The following is a 17844-nucleotide window of genomic DNA, read 5'->3' as shown; positions in this document are numbered from 1 at the left end:
TTAATGACACACCTTCCGCAAAAACAAAGACCGAAGCTATTGGCTTCGGTCTTTATATAATCAGATGATAATTCGTAGTGAATACTTACACCAGCATGGTCACTGGATTTTCCAGGTAAGTTTTCAGTGTCGCCAGGAAGCGGGCGCCTACGGCTCCATCCACGCTTCTGTGGTCGCAGCTCATAGTCAGCTTCATGATATTGGCGATTTTCACCTGGCCTTTTTCTACGATGGCAGTTTCTTTGATACCACCTACAGCCAGGATAGCAGAATCCGGCGGATTGATGATAGCGGTGAACTCATCGATACCCAGCATACCCAGGTTGGAAACGGTAAAGGTATTACCGCTGAAATCCTGTGGTTGCAGTTTTTTGTTTTTTGCTTTGTCGTACAGGCCTTTGGCTTCACCAGCGATCTGGCTCAGTGATTTCTGGTCTGCAAAACGGATCACAGGTACAATCAGACCATCTTCGATAGCTACGGCAGAACCGATATGCACGTGGTGGTTGTGACGGATAAAGTCACCCATCCAGCTGCTGTTAACATCCGGATGCTGACGCAGCGCCAGGGCGCAGGCCTTGATCACCATATCATTGAAAGAGATTTTCACCGGAGACATCTCATTGATGGCCTTGCGGGCTTCCATGGCTTTATCCATGTTAACATCAATCTTCAGGTAGAAGTGAGGTGCAGTGAATTTGCTTTCACTCAGACGTTTGGCAATTACCTTACGCATCTGGGTGAGCGGAGTATCAGTATAACCTTCCTGACCAGCCGGAACGAAGGCAGGAGCAGCAGGTGCAGCGCCGGTTTTGGCAGCAGCAGGAGCAGGAGCAGCGGCAGGAACGAAGCTGTCCACATCTTTTTTCACGATACGGCCATTGTCACCGCTACCAACAACCTGGTTGATATCGATACCTTTATCAGCAGCCAGTTTCCGGGCCAGCGGAGACGCTTTTACACGGCCATCAGAAGAAGCTGTAGCTGCAGGAGCAGCAGCGGCAGTACCGGTAGTAGCAGCGGGGGCAGCAGCTTCTGCCGGAGCAGCTTTCGCAGGAGCAGCATTTTCAGCAGCCAGGATGGCATCCACATTGGTGCCCGCCTTACCTACGATTGCCATGATACCATTAACTTTGGCAGCCTCTCCTTCGTTTACACCAACGTACAGCAGGGTACCATCAGCATAACCAATCACTTCCATGGTAGCCTTGTCGGTTTCCACTTCTGCCAGTACATCATCACTTTTTACAGTGTCGCCTACTTTTTTATTCCAGGCAACTATTTTTCCTTCCGTCATCGTATCGCTCAGCAGCGGCATACGGATAACAGTCGCATTTTTCAGTGCTTCTTTTAATGCAGCATCATCAGCGGCAGGCGCAGCGGCCGGTGCAGCTTGTGGTGCCGGTGCAGCGGCTTGCTGGGCAGGTGCTGCAGCAGTAGCGCCGGAATTACCTTCCAGAAAAGGTTTGTAATCTTCACCTGGTTTACCCACGATGGCTATAATCTCATTAACCTTAGCTGCTTTGCCTTTTTCCACACCAATGTATAATAATGTGCCCTCTACGTAGCCCATTACTTCCATCGTTGCTTTGTCCGTCTCCACTTCAGCAATAACATCGTCTGCTTTTACTTGATCGCCCACCTTTTTATGCCATTCCGCAATCACCCCTTCCGTCATCGTATCACTCAGGAGGGGCATTCTGATAACTTCTGCCATAGTGTTTATTAAAAATTTTGCTCAAACCTACATGTTTTTGCGCAAAAACGCAAAGAAGGAATGCTAAACGGTTTAAAAATGTCTAATGATCGTTAATATAATAATATACAGAACCTGCTTAAAAATCGAGCTCCATATTAAGTCTGTCTTTTAATTCCTTTACCAGCGGAAACTGTTCCGCCATCTGCTGGAATTGTTCCCTGCTGGAAAGCGGTGCCGGACCCAGGTCCTGGACCTGCTGGCTTTCATCCAGCTGAAGGGTGAGGATGATAGCCGGGTTGTTGAATTTCTGTTTGAAAAACTCTGATATCGCCAGTTTCTCCTCTTCCATAAACCGGTACTGCACAATGTTACGGCTCACGATGCCTATCTCAGCGGTATCCAGCAGCTTGAGGTTAGCCAGTGCCAGATTGCTCACCACCGTCATTTTGTTGGCCTGTCTGAACCTGTCAATGAATTCTTCCCAGTACACTTCCACTGCGCCGGCTGTGAGCGGAATACTTTGTACGGTGCTGGTGGTCTGCTGTTTGGCTGCCAGGGCTTCTTTCATGGCTGCCAGCCCTGTCAGCTTGCTGGCTGGCGCGGCTGGTGTAGCTTTAGCTGCTGCCGGTGTAGCCGTTGTTGTAGCATTTCCCTGCATGGTGGCAGGTGCCGTATGGGTGACTGGAGCCTGTGTGTTGGCTGCCGGTGCGGTGGTCGTATTCACTGGCATAGCAGGCTGGGCCGCTGTGGTCGTGTTAACGGCAGAAGCTGGTTGTGCCGGGTTGGCTGATGGCATGGCTGCTGGTGTCTCTACAGTCAGTCTGGCTGTTTCAGGAGACTGTGCCGCGATACTGGCACTGGTCGCAGGTTTGTCAGTCAGGCTTTTGGTCGTTACCGGCTGTGCTCCTGGTGCTCTTAGCCGCTGCGGAGGTGTTCCGTCAGCTACCAGCTTTTTTTTTACGACCTCGCCGTTATTGTCGTCACTTACCAGGCTGACTGCCTGCTGCAGAAAACAGAGCTTGATCAGCGCCATCTCCACATGCAGCCGCTTGTTGCGGGCCAGCCGGTAGTTGATCTCCGTTTCATTGAGTAACTGAAGGGCGGTGATCAGGTAAGCAGGGCTGATCTGGCCAGACAACTGTTTATATCTTTCTTTCAGGTTGCCCGATACTTCTACCAGGTGAAAAGCTTTTTCTTCTTTGCTCAACAGCAGATTACGCAGAAACTCCGCCCAGCCGTTCAGGAAGTTGTCGCCTTCAAAACCTTTCTGTAAAATTTCATCATAGATCAGCAGTGCATTGGCCACATCCTGCCGTAATACGGTATCCATGATCCTGAAGAAATAATCATAGTCCAGGATGTTCAGGTGCTCCAGCGTATTCTGATAGGTGAGATGCCCGCTGGTAAAACTCACGATTTTGTCCAGGGTGCTCAGTGAGTCACGCATACACCCATCTGTTTTCTGGGCTACCAGATGCAGGGCATCAGCATCTGCCTGGATATGTTCTTTGGTACAGATCTCCTGCAGGTGGTCTACTGTATCCTGGATGGTGATACGTTTGAAGTCAAATATCTGACACCGGCTCAGGATGGTCGGTAATATTTTATGTTTTTCTGTAGTAGCCAGGATGAAGATTGCATAGGAAGGCGGCTCTTCCAGCGTTTTCAGAAACGCGTTAAAGGCCGAGGAGCTGAGCATGTGCACCTCATCTATGATATAGATCTTGTATTTTCCGGCCTGTGGCGAAAAACGTACCTGCTCCACCAGGGTACGGATATCATCTACCGAGTTGTTGGACGCGGCATCCAGCTCGTGAATGTTGAAGGAACTGCCTTCATTGAAGGATTTGCAGGAATGACATTCATTACAGGCTTCACCATCCGGCTGCAGGTTTTCGCAGTTGATGGTCTTCGCCAGGATACGGGCACAGGTGGTCTTTCCTACGCCACGGGGACCGCAGAAAAGAAAGGCATGCGCCAGCTGACTGTTACGGATGGCATTCTTGAGCGTGGTGGTGATATGTGCTTGTCCTACAACCGTTGAAAAGTTCTGCGGACGGTATTTACGGGCTGAAACGATAAAATTCTCCATATGACTGCTACGCTTTCGCGTGCGCCGAAAATACGCACAAATTCACTAAGAGAAAAATGATAGCCACCATAGCGGCTTTCAGCCCGTCTCAACCCGGCTCCAAAGTCAGCAGCAACTCCAGGTAGGACTTCTTCAACAGGATATTGCTGTTGTTATATTGTTCCATAACAGCGGAGATCACCTCATGCAACTCCTGAAGGGCTGCATAATCGGGTACTTCCTGTTGTATAAAAACACATTCCTGATCGGTAAACCGCTGCACCTGCTCATACAACTCAGGACTGAGTGTGCCCGAATAGCCGGTAGATACAGTAGCTTCGTGCAACAAACGCCTGAAACGCCAGCACTCTGCATTCAGCTCCTCCAGCCACGGACCCAGTAAGGGCAAGGTATCATGGCCAATATTAAATATCTGGCTGATGCCATGGATAATGCTTATCACCTGATCATTCAGTCGCTGCGCGAATTCCTGGTACAACAGGATGTCCTGGTATTGTTCTTCCTGCTGCCGGGCTATGTCAGGACCCTTCTCCAGGGCGCGCTGATAATGATAACGGTAAGCCAGCTGGTCGTGCGACAGCAGCCAGCTTTGTTCCTCTGCCACATGTATGGCCAGTTTACGCAACAGCACCCGGGCTTCGGCCGCCTTGTATTGCTGACCATCAAATTCAAAGACACGGGTCTGAAACTGCCCCGATGCAATGGCCTGCAAGGTCTCCACATCCTGTTTATCCCGGTAATACCGGCGCATCCGCAGGATAATGTCCGGATGATACAGCTGGGCAAAGTTCAGGGTGGCAGCAGTTTCCGGTAATGGACCGTTATGCTGGACCGGTGGAAAAGACCGGTTGTCATAATAATCGTTGAAGACTGTGGGGTATTCGTATAAACGGTGTTTCCGGGTAAGGTCTTCTATGAATGCTGCCGGTTCTATCCAGAAGTCCTCCTGTATATCCGGCGCTGATAGGTCGTATATTAGTTTTGTGTTTTGTTCCTGCAGGGATTCAGGGTTGTTGAACAGCTGCCAGGCGCTCCCGGTGGCCTCTTTGCAGGATACGGCTGCAGCCAGATACCGTTGTTCCCTGTCTTCCCGCGTAGGATGGGTTGTCCATTGCTCCCGTAGCTGTACCCGGCTTTTCAGAAAAGTCTGGAAATAATTGTCTGTTATTACTGGCAGGCCTGCTGCATCAATGGAAAGATGGTTCTGCTCCGCAAAATAATCCATTACAACCCTATGGGTGCTGAACAGGTTGCGGAAACGCTGTCCTGCAGCCTCCGGATCGGATAAACGATGCATACAGTAATCCATACAATAGCTGCCCATCTCCAGCCTTCTGGTGCCACTGACCGCTGCAGCTGTGCCTGCCAGGGAAACAGCCACAGCATCGGCCCGGAACTCCATTTCCCGGCTTAATACCAGATATTGCCGGTTGATCAGATGGTATACTTTCTTCAGCAAAAACTGCATACTGTTCACAATCATTCTGGTCAGGTGAGCAAAAAAGCCGGGAAGACTGCCATGACTGCTCCAGCGTATTACCAGCTCATTCCAGCTGTCATTTTCATAAAGCATGTTGTATAACACCTTGTTCAGGGTATACACATAACTGCCCAGCTTCATGCTGCGCCGGGAAAAATGCGCAAACTCATGTGCCAGCACCATTTTAAACTCACTGATATTAAGACTGTTCACCAGCCCTAGTCCAATCTCCAGGTTCATGGCGGAGGGCCATAAAAGACTGAAAAAACTGGTATTGTAAAATACCGATGCCTGTACTTCCGGTACAACAAAAATCCTCTTCGGAAAACGAATCCGCGTCTCCTTTACCAGTCTGGAAATAAAATCGAATAAACGGGGATGATGGTCTGCATCAATCAACGTACGATAGGGGTTGACCGGTGGCCGCTGATAAAACAGAAACTTAATCAGAAAAAACAGTACCATGCCTCCCAGCAATAGGAGGGCCGGCCCTACAATGAAGGTGTAGATACTCGGATAATAACCCGGTAAAGCTACGCCGGCTGCAACAAAGCCAGCGGCCAGGGCTACAGCTGTCAATAATATGATCACATACAACAGAAAAAAGAGCAATATAAAGCCGGTAACCTTGACAATCTGCAGCCTAAACAGCGCCGAAGGCTGGAAGAACAAAGGATCTTTCACCCCCGGACTTTCAGGATATAAGTTGGTCATAACAAAACATCAGATTAAATACAATACGTATGGTCGCTGTTAAAGGGATTTAAATATAACCATAATTAAGGGATTTATTTTCCCCGCAAGCGCAGGTAAGATATTGATATGGTGTAATGAAGTCTGCTGCTGTGGCCGGTTACGGCAGTCATACATCTCTCCTGTCTAAAGTTGTCATGCCCTGAAATAGAACGATGGTGTGAGGGGCTCCATATCCCATTCAATAAAAAAACGCGAAGGATATTTCCTTCGCGTTTTTGAAGTAGTATATTTTACAGGGATGCCCCTTTTTTATTCTAAAATCGGATGTCTTTCCACTGGTATGCTGGGATCAAACATACACCGGTAGGTGGTCAGCGTCCTGGTAGGAGATGCGCCAAGGCTGGCTGCCACGTTCAGCATCCGGGGATTGAAGTCCCCGACCCATTGCATTTCATAAGACTCATAAGGCATGCTCCGGGGCTGTATCACTCTGGCGCCTTCCATAATAAGGTAAGCATCCACTCCTTTACTCTGGAACTCCGGCACTATCCCGAAAATGATACCCACCATCTTATTACATTGTCTGGTGAGTTTCATCCATACAAACAAGAGTTTGCCCCACAGGCCCATTTTCCCGTTCATATGCTTTATGTACTGGTTCAGGTCGGGCAGATTAAGCCAGATGCCGATCGGTTCATCTTTATAATAGGCAAACCAGGCAATTTTTTCGTCCAGCAGCGGCTTCATCTGGTTGAAGAGGCTCAGTGCCTGCCCCTTGCTAATTTCCTTTCCGCCGGCATGTTGCGCCCAGGCTTTGTTATATACAGTGCTGAAGTCTTCCGCGAATTTCTCCAGCTGGTTTTTGCGGATATGTTTTGCGCTGAAATTAGGATCCTGGCTAATGGCGGCATGCCGGGTATGGAACTTTTGGGCCAGCTCACCACGGCTTCCCATACCGTAACATATCTGATTGAAAAACAGTCTGAAGCCGTAAGTCTCAAATAACCGCACATAGTAGGGTGGGTTGAAGTTCATGCAATATAAAGGCTCGTGATAACCCTGGGTCAGTAATCCCCACCAGTTGTTACGCTCCCCGAAGTTGATAGGGCCGTCCATGGCTTCCATCCCTCTTTCCTGCAACCATTTTTTGGCGGTATCAAACAGTTGGTTGGCCGCTTCCTGGTCATCGATACAGTCGAAAAAGCCAATACCTCCAACTTTTACCTTATCTCCTTTATTGGTATACTTTTTATTGACAAATGCAGCGATCCTACCGGTCAGTTGGCCCTGTTTGTCTTTCATGATCCACCGTATGCACTCCCCATGCCGGAATGCCTTGTTCTTCTGAGGGTCAAAAACACCATCAATATCCTTGTCCAGTGGCCTGATCCATCCAGGTACGTCTTTGTTTAATCTAACGTGTACTGCCAGGAACTCCGCTGCCTTTTGAGCGTTGTCTACTAAAATCAATTCCATTGATACTATTTATACAAAAATAATAAAAACAGTCGTTGGCATTATTTTTTCTGAATGCCACCGTATGAAGCGAAATTATATAATCCCTTTGATACTAAGCACACTTACCATAATCCTGGCCCTTGGTTATTGCCGGCAACAAACGCAGGTACGGAAAGTACTTGCTGAAAACCAACGTTTAGGGAATGAAAACAGGGACCTTCGCAAAACACTGGAACAATACAATAGTGTAAACCATCAGATAGCCGACCGTCAGGCCGTTCAACAGCGGGTGGCCGGGCAGTTCATCGAAAGACGTACCTATTACCGCCGCAACTGGCAGCAGTTCATCACTGTAGGGGCCAGCGATTACCGGACCGGTTTTCTGGGCGGTATCAAAGGACTTAGTATTATTGTGCGTAACCAGACAGAATACCCAATAGATAATGTGGTGGTTACTGTACAATATATGCGTAATAATAATGATATCTTTAAGACAGAACAATATACCCTCAACAATATCCCGGAAAAAGGGGAGCGAAGCATCGCAGCGTCCAACAGCCGTAAGGGTAGTAAGGTCAATCTGCAGCTGGTTAGTATCACCAGTCAGGCGATGAATTTCTGCTGGGCAGCAGACAAACCCGCGCCCGCAGGTAACCCTGATCCGTTTGAATGTGTGCCCTCCGCCCCAAAGAATCCGTAATTTTACCGCATGATTACATTAAAACCTGTCAGTACCCCGGATGAAGCAGTCAGAGAGCTGTATGAAGAAGCTTTTCCCTATGAAGAGAGACGGGATTGGCCGGTAGTACTTTCCCTGATGGAAACAGGCAAACAACGGCTGCTACATTTGACCAAAGACGGACAGTTTGCCGGTTTTGTATTTTACTGGCCACTACCCGATTTTACCTTTATTGAATATTTCGCGGTCCATACTGCTACCAGAGGTGGTGGTATTGGTACCTATATCATGGAAGAGCTGGAGAAAATGTTTGGCCGGCTGGTGCTGGAAGTAGAGCCACCCCTCACTGAACAGGCCCGTCGCCGGATCGTATTCTATGAAAGACTGGGATATAAAATGTTTGATGAACCTTATTTTCAGCCCCCTCATCACGAAGGATATGCTGAGCTGGAACTGCGTTTAATGAAGAAAGGTTCCACACAGGGTGAAACCTTTCATTCCATTAAAAATCAGATATATCACTATGTTTATAACCTCAGCTAGTCTCTTCTGATCCTTTCTCCATTGCCACTGTTATTGGACTCACGTGGTTGTGGCTGAGGTTGAGATTGTCGTTGTACTTGTTGCTGCTGACGCTGGATCCTTTCCTGTTGCTGCTGTTGCTGTCTCTGTTGTTGCTGTTGTTGCTGTTGCTGTTGTTGCTGTCTCATCTGTTGATCTCTCTGCATTCTTTGTTGTTGTTCCACCTGTTGCTGCTGTTGTCTCGCCTGTTGATCTCTCTGCATTCTTTGTTGTTGTTCCACCTGCTGTTGCTGTTGTCTTGCCTGCTGATCGCGCTGGTACTGTTGATCTCTTTGTACCCTTTGCTGTTGCTCCATCTGCTGCTGCTGTTGTCTCGCCTGCTGATCGCGCTGGTACTGTTGATCTCTTTGTACCCTTTGCTGTTGTTCTATCTGTTGCTGCTGTTGTCTCGCCTGTTGATCGCGTTGGTACTGTTGATCTCTTTGCATCCTTTGCTGTTGTTCCATCTGCTGTTGTCTTATCTGGTCGTCACGCTGAAACTGCTGGTCCCGTTGGATGCGTCCTGGCTGCTGTATCGGTTGTTGTTGTGTAGGCTGTTGTTGTGTAGGCTGTTGTTGTATCGGTTGACGGTCATTGCCAGGCTGTCCTACTCTGGAAGGACGGCCTCCGGGGTTGCCGGGTATATTATTGCCGCTGTTGTTGTTATTGTTGTTAATCACCGGTTCTCTTGAAATACGGCCATTGTTATTGTTACCGTTATTGATATTTCCGTTGTTGATGTTACCATTATCACGGGCTGGCCTGTTGTTGCCTCTGTTGAGGGCAGCAGCATCCGGACGGAAGATCTGATACTGGTTGTTCTGAATTCTGCTGGCGCCGGGTCTGTCGGTGCTGGCTACTCTTACAGGTCTGATAGCGCCGCCGGTATAACGTTCCACTTCATTAGCACTGGGACCTCTGGAAATTCTGCCGGAGGAACCATAATTATTGTTGATGATAGTCGTGTTGTTGATGATGGTAACGTTACGGCTATTGTTGATATAGTAGTTGTTGACATGCGGACTGCTGATATATCTTCTGGGTACAAAAGACCAGTAAGCAGTAGGCATCGCGTAGGATGCAGGGCCCATAGGCGCCCATCCGTAATAGTCTCCTCCACTTCTCCAGTCTACCCATGCAGGTCCCCATTCGTTACCGGGTATCCACATCCAGCCATACATGCCGTCGTACATCCAGCGGCCATAGTGGAAGGCTGCCCATCCCCAGCTGTAATCAGACATCCAGGTCCAGCCATAATCGGTGTAAACCCAGTGCCCGCCGGAATAATATGGCCTGAAGTCCGCGCCTGCATTCGGTATCCATACCTGATTGTAACCAGGGTAGCTGACCCAACGGCCATAGGGGCTTAATTCATCATAAAATGAGATAGACGCGCCAACCTGTACCTGTGGTCCGGGGCTGTATGCAGAATAAGTGGTGGCGCAGCTGCCCAGGAAGAAGGATATAAGTAAGAGAGATAATGCTGTATTTTTAAATAATCTGTTCATAGCTCCTGTTTTTTAGTCCTGATTGGTTTCGCTGTTATTAGACTTTGCGGAGACTCAATGGCTTGTTTATTTTCCGGTTTAAACTTCAATGATCTGCTAACGGGATTGGTGTTTCAAACGCGGTCTAAATGCAGTTTGTCCACTAAGACAAATTGTTAGGAAATTTGTTAAAATTTTTATAACGCTTTGCTGCAGGTAGAGCGTTATATCTTAACTATGACAAAAATGATTCCAATTTATTCGAAGACCGTAACATATACTGATACAATGTTTTAAGAATTGTGTATTATTGAGGGATGATCGATTTTCTCAATATTAAAACATCTAACCCACCAACAACCTTTGCCCTTCACTTTTTTCTGATTTCCTGACTTTTTTAAACCTATATGAACCTATGTTAAATGAACTAACGTTGAAGTATAAACGAATTTTTAGAATATTGTTGCTGCTGTTTACAGCGATGTTTTTATTCCGGTTATTATACGGATACTTGTATAAAGACAATACCCCCGCAGAATTGGGCGGAGACGACTTTTTCTCGAGTATTGTAAAATACCGGAGGAACTATGCTTCCGAAAAAACAAAATCATTTGCAAAGTCAGGTGCAGAGCCGGTGGCGATCACTTCCGGGCAGAAATACGAAAAGGTGGCCAATGTACGCTCCCGCTCGACTAACTTCACAGAAGAAGAGAAGCTGGTACATGGTACTATCCGTCAGTTTGGCGCCATTGTGCAGTACCAGCAGGAGTCTGGTAATAAAGGCAGCCGTGAAATACAGCTGCTGATCGGAGTTTCGCCGGAAAAATTCGATTCCTTCTATTATGCAGTGCAAAAAATCGGTGTCATCAGATCTACAGAAATAAAAAAAGTTGATAAAACGAATGAATACCGTAAACTCAATGCCAGCAGGGTTTCACTGGAGAAAAATCTGGAATCGCTGAATAAGCTTACCTCACAACCGGGTGAAATTGATGAACGGATTCAGTTGCACGAAAAAATATATGAGGTAGAAAAACAATTGCAGGACCTGGGCGTGGAGCTGGGTAATTTTGATACAGAAAATGAATTCTGTACCGTCCAGTTTTCTATGTACGAAGGAGCTGTGGCGAAGACAGTGAGCCTGTATACCCGTGTAAAGGTTGCACTGCAATGGACCATCAAATATTATCTGATGTTGATGGGAGGATTGTTTTTTGCATCAGTAGGTGCCTGGCTGCTGGTGGTGATTGTAAAGAAGCTTGATCTTGATAAGAGCAAATCAGCATAAAAATTTTAGAAGAAGAAAAAAGACCCATTGAGATGAAATCAATGGGTCTTTTTCTTTTTAAACTTCTTCGATCTTCGCTTTTATCGCCGTTTATCAGGAGCATCAATAGTCATTGTCTTAATCACAGTTCCGTCGTCGCGGAGCATAGTGAGCACCAGTTGTTGCTGATCGGCTTTTATTTTGATAAGGGTGCGTTTGCCTTCCTGGGGGCCACCGCCTATAACCAGTGGGTAGTTGTGTTGACCGGGTACAGGATCGTAGGTTCCATATTGATGGGTATGGCCGCATACCAGTAAGTCTATTTTGTATTTATTGAACAAAGGGCCGAAGAGGGTGCGGCAGTGGGTGGCGCCGTGCCAGTCCCCGCCGTGGTAGTGTGGGATATGCATCAACACTACCTTATATTTAGCTTTTTTGTAGGCGGGGCTTTGCAGTTGTTTTTCGAGCCAGCGGGCTTGTTCTTCGCGGTAGCTGTCAAAGTCGGTGATGCCGGCGTAGACGGGGGCGCTGTCTTCCTTGTCTTCGCCGGTGTCGAGCACGATGGCATGTACAGGGCCCCGGGTGAAGGTGAAATAACTGCCATGGCCGGGGTTATCGAAGTATTGATGCCATTCGCGGGCGTATTTGCCGCGGGTTTCGTGGTTGCCGCGTACATACATAAAAGGGATATGGGTGGAAAACGTATCTCCGCAGGGTGCCAGCAGGTGGTCGATGATCTGTTGTTCATCTGACTGGTAGTCGAACATATCGCCGTTGAAGAATACGAAGTCGTATGGATCGTTGCCGTTCAGCTTCAGGAGGTGAGGGATGGACGCAGGACGGTCGTGGATATCGTTGAGCATCAGCCATGATACTTCCCTGGCCTGCGGGTTGGGAGCGGTGAAGGCGTAGGTATCGCTGGTGATGGTATTGCCGTAGGTAAGTTTATAGGGCTGGAAGTCGGTGATTTCTTTGGACAGTACGCGGTAGCTGTATTGTTTGCCGGGCTCCAGGTTATCCAGTTCGATACGGTGGAGGCGGTTGTTGGCGTCTACCAGTCCTTTGGTGACATGATGGGCTTTGTGGTTGAGTTGACCATCAGTACCATATTCTACCCAGCTGTAGCAGGGGCGGGAGGTGAGCCACATGACGGCGATGGTGTCTGGTGCGGGCACCTGCAGGTAGGGTTTGCAGAGGAAAGCATGTTCGGGGTTGTCTGGTGTGGCGGAGACCCTGACTTTTGGGCTGGCGGCGCTTGCGGCAAGTGGTGCCAGGCCGGTGATGCCTAATAACCCGGCTTTGGACAGGTTGCCCAGGAAGCTGCGGCGGGTTTGTTCACTGTTTATCTTTTTCATATTATATATTACACATATGTGAAGGATGGCTAAAAATAGCCAAAGGGGTAGCAAAGAGGTGTTTTTTTTTATGAGCGGGGAAGAAGTGGCGAGGGAATCCGATAAATAGTTATAGATGAGTAAAAAATTATATTTGACAGTTCCTTCTTTGTATTGCTGGGAATCGGAGGGTGGATAATGGGAAAAACGGCGTAAAATGGGCCTCAAAAAGGATTTTTTTCCTTAATCGCTTTTTGATTTTCCCCCATTTACTATTACCTTTGCGCCAAATTTTAGAAATTGTTGCGTAGCAGCGATTTTTGAGGAAATAACTTTTTAGTATTTTATAAACCTCTTTAAAAATATGCCTAACACAGGTAAGATCAAACAAATTATCGGTCCCGTGGTGGACGTGCACTTTGAAGATAAGTTGCCCGAAATCTACAACGCATTGGAATTAACCCGCGAAAATGGTCAGAAAGTAGTATTAGAAGTACAACAGCACCTGGGTGAAGACAGTGTACGTTGCGTGGCAATGGACTCCACCGACGGTATGGTTCGTGGAATGGCCGTAGTGGATAAAGGCGCGCCTATTAAAATGCCAATTGGCGACCAGGTTAAAGGACGTTTGTTCAATGTGGTAGGTGAAGCAATCGACGGTCTGGGTGATATCGCAACTGACAGTGGTTATCCTATTCACCGTCAGCCGCCTAAATTTGAAGAGCTGGCTACAGATACGGAAGTACTGTTTACCGGTATCAAAGTAATCGACCTGATCGAGCCATACGCAAAAGGTGGTAAAATCGGTCTGTTCGGTGGTGCGGGTGTAGGTAAAACCGTATTGATCCAGGAGCTGATCAACAACATCGCGAAAGGTTACGAAGGTCTGTCTGTATTCGCTGGTGTGGGTGAGCGTACCCGTGAGGGGAACGATCTGATGCGTGAGATGATCGAAGCTAACATCGTAAAATACGGTGACAAGTTTAAAGAATCCATGGAACACGGTGGTTGGGATGTAACTGCCGTAGATAAAGAATTACTGAAACAATCACAGGCTACGTTTGTGTTTGGTCAGATGAACGAACCTCCTGGAGCACGTGCTCGTGTGGCACTGTCCGGTCTGACCCTGGCAGAATATTTCCGTGATGGAGATGGTACTTCAGGTGGTGGTCGTGATATCCTGTTCTTCGTAGACAACATCTTCCGTTTCACCCAGGCAGGTTCCGAAGTGTCCGCTCTGTTAGGCCGTATGCCTTCCGCGGTGGGTTACCAGCCTACCCTGGCTACTGAGATGGGTCTGATGCAGGAACGTATCACCTCTACCAAAAACGGTTCCATCACCTCCGTACAGGCGGTTTACGTACCTGCGGATGACTTGACCGACCCTGCTCCGGCTACAACCTTCTCCCACCTGGATGCTACCACCGTATTGGATCGTAAGATCTCCGACCTTGGTATCTACCCGGCTGTGAGCCCGCTGGACTCTACTTCACGTATCCTGTCACCAGCCATCGTTGGTGAAGCACACTACAACTGTGCACAGCGCGTGAAAATGATCCTGCAACGTTATAAGGAATTACAGGACATCATCGCCATCCTCGGTCTGGATGAGCTGTCCGACGAAGATAAACAAACTGTTGCCCGCGCTCGTCGTGTACAACGTTTCCTGTCACAGCCTTTCCACGTAGCAGAACAGTTTACTGGTCTGAAAGGTGTATTGGTTCCGATCGAAGAAACCATCCGTGGCTTCAACATGATCATGGACGGTGAAGTGGACGAATATCCTGAAGCAGCTTTCAACCTCGTAGGTACCATCGATCAGGCTATCGAAAAAGGTAAGAAACTGCTGGAAGCAGCTAATAACTAATTCTGAATGGTCCCGGTCTCCGGGACCATTTTCCCATCACCATTCACGATCATAACATGCTATTAGAAGTATTAACACCAGAAAGAAAATTATATGCAGGTGAAGTGTACGGCGTACAGCTGCCTGGCATTGACGGTTCTTTTGAAATACTGGATAAACATGCGCCCTTAATCGCTGCTCTTGGAAATGGTAGAATGAAAGTGCTGAAAGATAAAAATCACAGCGAATTCTTTACCATCACCGGCGGCTTCGTGGAAGTACTGCGCAACAAGGCTACCGTGCTTGTAGAAGGTGCTGTAGCTAACGAAAAATAACATACTGCCTTTAGTATAAAACATAGGCCGGGTAAGATTACCCGGCCTTCGTTTTGTCCTAACTATTCCAATCTTAGAAGACCCGAAAGCATAGTAAGAATACCTGCCGGGATTTCCGCTAATCATCATTTCTGCACAATACACGCCTTAACGGCCCAACAATGCTGTCAGACCGCAGTCATGTACGTACATCCATGACCAGCCCTTTCACAGGCTGCATATATTACCTAATGAATAATCTTTACTGTTGAACTTATTAGTTAATTCCTATCGTTGTTTCAGGTAAATTCGGGCGTCTTTCTTTCTACTGAAGGTGCAAAAAAATGTTTTTCATAGGTGTTACCCTGCCTTCATAGGTGTATTCTATCGGTTATTCTTACCTGATTATAACGGGTTATTTTGTGTTGTTACTTTAGCAAGATATTTAATTTGTTGCAAAAAAAGCCATTCATTTTTATCCATTTTTGAATTCGGGGCCGGCTGGCAACACATCTGCCTCTCTTTCAGAATATTAGGTGGTTAATTTAAAGATGGATCAATAGGGAAATTTGCCATCATGGCAAAATTACTGCCAAGATTTCGGAGCGCCTGCTGCCATATCTGCTGCTCTTCAGCCTCAAATATCAACGCCGGCGTGCTCTCAGAAGGGATCCATGACTTCTCTTTCAGCTCTTCTTCCAGCTGCCCTTCGGTCCACCCGGAATAACCAATAAAAAACTTGATCTTCCGCAGATCCAGCGCACCCTTGTTCAGCAGCTCCACCACATCATCGAAACGGCCGCCCCAGAACACCCCGGGAGACACCTCCAGACCACCCGGAATAAGCTCCGGCAACCGATGCATAAAATGAATCGTATCCACTTGCACCGGCCCCCCGTAATGTACCGGAATACCCGGATAAATCACATCAGGAATCAACATGTCCAGCTGCTGATCAAATAATCGGTTGATAACGAAGCCAAAACTACCCTTTTCGTCATTTTCACACAGAAAAATTACCGTACGGGCAAAGTTGGGATCTTTCAGAAATGGGTCGGCTATAAGCAAAATACCGGGCGACAGGCTTACCATAATACATACGTTTTGATCGCTAACCAAATTTAAATAATTGATTACAAAGCAGGAAAGAAATCAACAGGAAAAGAAAAGCAGTTAGGAAAGGAAACAAAATTTGCTTGAAAATGAAGGAAATAAAAAAGGAGGCTAGAAAACCTCCTTACCATTTTATCAACCAAAATCTAAATCGCTTATGGAACGAATCCACGTCGATGTATGTAGAAAGTTTAATTACTTTGTTATAAATTGTTACTAATCAAATTTAGTACCAATTCTGTAAAGCAAAGGTAAGAAAACAAACAATAATAAAATCAGCAGTTGCCCGTTAAAATTACGTTAAAGTAATATTGTATTGTTGTTAAGAAGCCCGCCAGCCTGCGTAACTATTTAATTTTGTATCATAGTTGCTATAGCAAATATCTTTTTTAACAATATTTAAATTTGCAGGTTAAGTATATTTAAGGCCTGACTTAACTTTCATGATACCACTAAAGAAAATTTTTCCTGTCATCGTTGTACTGATCACTTTATCCCTGCTGGGTATTATCTATATTCAGTTTAACTGGATCAAAAATGCCATCGCTATCAAAAAAGAGCAGCTGGTAGAACGCTCCGTCAACATGATCAGTGATGTGCAGAAAGAAATGCTGATGGAACGGAAAGCCCGTGTTATGTTCCGCATCAACGAAAAAGATCAGAACACCCTTAAAGGATTCAACCTGGACCTCGACCGTGGTATTCCGTATCTGCCCCCTGCCAGCGAACTTTACAACAATGTCCGGGAAATGAGGATTCTCATTCGGGACAAGATGAGGAAAAACCACCTCGACACAGCCAATTTCGAGTTCGCCATCCTGGCCCCTGTGCCCGGTATTGGCTCCCAGCTCAAAGTACATTCTCCCAACTTCGAAAGAATTTACAGGGAAAACGAAAAAGACAGCGCCAGCGAAATCAAACGTTTTCAGGTGACCTATATCGCGCTGGACGACATGATCAACCTGGGTCCACAGACCGAAAGCCTCATGGTCATCATGAAATCAGATGACTCTATCGCCCGCCAGCTGGGCTTCATGATCACAGGCAGCGTACTGTTTACTTTCATCCTTGTAACAGCATTTGCCCTGACAGTCCGCACCATGCTCAACCAGAAAAAGCTGTCGGAAATAAAGTCAGACTTTATCAACAACATGACCCATGAGTTGAAAACGCCCCTGGCCACTATCTCCCTGGCCATCGATGCTATCGGCAACGAAAAGGTAATGAGTAAACCCGATAAAATCCGCTATTTCTCCGGTATTATCAAGGAAGAAAATAAACGGATGAATAAACAGGTGGAAAGTATCCTGCAATCAGCCCTCCTGGAGAAAGATGAAATTGGCCTCAAACTGCAGGCAATGGACGTACACCAGGTGATCCGCACCACCACCGACAATCTGCAGCTGCAACTGGCTTCCAAAAACGGAACAATAGACCTGCAGCTGGATGCCATCAACCCTGTCATCATGGCCGATGATGTGCATTTCTCCAACGTGGTGTTTAACCTGCTCGATAATGCCATCAAATACTCCAAAGACAACCTGGAAGTAAAAATACAGACCTATAATACCCGCAAAAGTCTCTTTATTGTCTTCTCGGACAATGGAATCGGCATGAGCCGGGACACTATTTCCCGTATCTTTGAGAAATTCTACCGCGCCCACACAGGTAACGTACACAATGTAAAAGGCTTTGGCCTCGGTCTTACCTATGTTAAGGCCATCGTAGATGCTCATAAAGGAAAAATCAAAGTGGAAAGCACCGTAGGCAAAGGCAGTAAGTTCACCCTCGAATTTCCACAGGAATAGTTAAAGGTTC

Annotated in this window: 13 protein-coding genes; 6 read left to right on the top strand and 7 right to left on the bottom strand. The window is 47.1% G+C overall.

The features are described from left to right. Positions 1–85: 85 nt before the first annotated feature. From DF182_RS09165 to DF182_RS09150, 4 genes are all read right to left on the bottom strand, one after another. Entirely contained in the window at positions 86–1717 is a 1632-nt protein-coding gene (locus DF182_RS09165; RefSeq protein WP_113615333.1) for a pyruvate dehydrogenase complex dihydrolipoamide acetyltransferase, read from the bottom strand. 118 nt (positions 1718–1835) lie between these two features. Continuing rightward, positions 1836–3791 carry a DNA polymerase III subunit gamma/tau gene (locus DF182_RS09160; RefSeq protein WP_113615332.1) on the bottom strand — a complete coding sequence of 652 codons (1956 nt, stop codon included), beginning with the start codon at positions 3789–3791 and terminating at the stop codon, positions 1836–1838. Positions 3792–3879: 88 nt separating this feature from the next. Further along, on the bottom strand, positions 3880–5985 hold the full coding sequence (locus DF182_RS09155) for a M48 family metallopeptidase (protein ID WP_113615331.1): 2106 nt from the start codon (positions 5983–5985) through the stop codon (positions 3880–3882). Between the two features lie 291 nt (positions 5986–6276). Further along, positions 6277–7443, bottom strand: a complete 1167-nt coding sequence (locus DF182_RS09150; RefSeq protein ID WP_113615330.1) for a hypothetical protein — start codon at positions 7441–7443, stop codon at positions 6277–6279. A gap of 64 nt (positions 7444–7507) precedes the next feature. On the opposite strand from DF182_RS09150, the gene DF182_RS09145 reads away from it, so the two are divergent. Together DF182_RS09145 and DF182_RS09140 are read left to right on the top strand one after the other, a co-directional pair. Continuing rightward, positions 7508–8125 (top strand): hypothetical protein, encoded by a 618-nt coding sequence (locus tag DF182_RS09145; RefSeq protein WP_113615329.1) that lies wholly within the window; start codon positions 7508–7510, stop codon positions 8123–8125. 9 nt (positions 8126–8134) lie between these two features. After that, entirely contained in the window at positions 8135–8647 is a 513-nt protein-coding gene (locus tag DF182_RS09140; protein WP_113615328.1) for a GNAT family N-acetyltransferase, read from the top strand. Here DF182_RS09140 and DF182_RS32285 read toward each other — a convergent pair. Continuing rightward, the gene (locus tag DF182_RS32285) at positions 8644–10173 is read right to left on the bottom strand and encodes a DUF6600 domain-containing protein (RefSeq protein WP_153259997.1); all 1530 of its coding nucleotides are present in this window, start codon (positions 10171–10173) and stop codon (positions 8644–8646) included. The genes DF182_RS09140 and DF182_RS32285 overlap by 4 nt on opposite strands. A 394-nt stretch (positions 10174–10567) precedes the next feature. Here DF182_RS32285 and DF182_RS09130 point away from each other — a divergent pair, with 394 nt between their 5' ends. Next, a complete protein-coding gene (locus DF182_RS09130) occupies positions 10568–11440 on the top strand; it encodes a DUF4349 domain-containing protein (RefSeq protein ID WP_113615327.1) in 873 nt (290 codons plus the stop codon). A gap of 80 nt (positions 11441–11520) precedes the next feature. Here the strand turns inward: DF182_RS09130 and DF182_RS09125 are convergent, their stop codons facing one another. Beyond that, positions 11521–12774 (bottom strand): purple acid phosphatase family protein, encoded by a 1254-nt coding sequence (locus DF182_RS09125; RefSeq protein WP_113616827.1) that lies wholly within the window; start codon positions 12772–12774, stop codon positions 11521–11523. A gap of 343 nt (positions 12775–13117) precedes the next feature. On the opposite strand from DF182_RS09125, the gene atpD reads away from it, so the two are divergent. Both atpD and atpC read left to right on the top strand, forming a co-directional pair. After that, the gene (atpD, locus tag DF182_RS09120) at positions 13118–14620 is read left to right on the top strand and encodes a F0F1 ATP synthase subunit beta (protein ID WP_113615326.1); all 1503 of its coding nucleotides are present in this window, start codon (positions 13118–13120) and stop codon (positions 14618–14620) included. A 56-nt stretch (positions 14621–14676) separates the two neighbouring features. Continuing rightward, positions 14677–14934, top strand: coding sequence for an ATP synthase F1 subunit epsilon (atpC, locus tag DF182_RS09115; RefSeq protein WP_113615325.1), 258 nt, complete (start codon positions 14677–14679; stop codon positions 14932–14934). A 519-nt stretch (positions 14935–15453) separates the two neighbouring features. On the opposite strand, the gene DF182_RS09110 is transcribed toward atpC, so the two are convergent. Next, positions 15454–16005 (bottom strand): YqgE/AlgH family protein, encoded by a 552-nt coding sequence (locus tag DF182_RS09110; protein ID WP_113615324.1) that lies wholly within the window; start codon positions 16003–16005, stop codon positions 15454–15456. Positions 16006–16469: 464 nt separating this feature from the next. On the opposite strand from DF182_RS09110, the gene DF182_RS09105 reads away from it, so the two are divergent. Continuing rightward, positions 16470–17834: a sensor histidine kinase gene (locus DF182_RS09105; RefSeq protein ID WP_113615323.1), complete on the top strand. Its 1365-nt coding sequence runs from the start codon at positions 16470–16472 to the stop codon at positions 17832–17834. Positions 17835–17844: the final 10 nt, after the last annotated feature.

Origin of the sequence: Chitinophaga flava (assembly GCF_003308995.1) — a bacterium.
Taxonomy (GTDB): domain Bacteria; phylum Bacteroidota; class Bacteroidia; order Chitinophagales; family Chitinophagaceae; genus Chitinophaga; species Chitinophaga flava.
The sequence above is the reverse complement of the archived record's forward strand: the minus strand, read 5'-3'. Positions and strand labels throughout refer to the sequence as shown.

What these genes read in the sequence shown, in the direction of transcription:
- DF182_RS09165 (WP_113615333.1), bottom strand. Translation starts at nt 1,717, where the DNA reads ATGGCAGAAGTTATCAGAATGCCCCTCCTGAGTGATACGATGACGGAA.
- DF182_RS09160 (WP_113615332.1), bottom strand. Translation starts at nt 3,791, where the DNA reads ATGGAGAATTTTATCGTTTCAGCCCGTAAATACCGTCCGCAGAACTTT.
- DF182_RS09155 (WP_113615331.1), bottom strand. Translation starts at nt 5,985, where the DNA reads ATGACCAACTTATATCCTGAAAGTCCGGGGGTGAAAGATCCTTTGTTC.
- DF182_RS09150 (WP_113615330.1), bottom strand. Translation starts at nt 7,443, where the DNA reads ATGGAATTGATTTTAGTAGACAACGCTCAAAAGGCAGCGGAGTTCCTG.
- DF182_RS09145 (WP_113615329.1), top strand. Translation starts at nt 7,508, where the DNA reads ATGAAGCGAAATTATATAATCCCTTTGATACTAAGCACACTTACCATA.
- DF182_RS09140 (WP_113615328.1), top strand. Translation starts at nt 8,135, where the DNA reads ATGATTACATTAAAACCTGTCAGTACCCCGGATGAAGCAGTCAGAGAG.
- DF182_RS32285 (WP_153259997.1), bottom strand. Translation starts at nt 10,173, where the DNA reads ATGAACAGATTATTTAAAAATACAGCATTATCTCTCTTACTTATATCC.
- DF182_RS09130 (WP_113615327.1), top strand. Translation starts at nt 10,568, where the DNA reads ATGTTAAATGAACTAACGTTGAAGTATAAACGAATTTTTAGAATATTG.
- DF182_RS09125 (WP_113616827.1), bottom strand. Translation starts at nt 12,774, where the DNA reads ATGAAAAAGATAAACAGTGAACAAACCCGCCGCAGCTTCCTGGGCAAC.
- atpD (WP_113615326.1), top strand. Translation starts at nt 13,118, where the DNA reads ATGCCTAACACAGGTAAGATCAAACAAATTATCGGTCCCGTGGTGGAC.
- atpC (WP_113615325.1), top strand. Translation starts at nt 14,677, where the DNA reads ATGCTATTAGAAGTATTAACACCAGAAAGAAAATTATATGCAGGTGAA.
- DF182_RS09110 (WP_113615324.1), bottom strand. Translation starts at nt 16,005, where the DNA reads ATGGTAAGCCTGTCGCCCGGTATTTTGCTTATAGCCGACCCATTTCTG.
- DF182_RS09105 (WP_113615323.1), top strand. Translation starts at nt 16,470, where the DNA reads ATGATACCACTAAAGAAAATTTTTCCTGTCATCGTTGTACTGATCACT.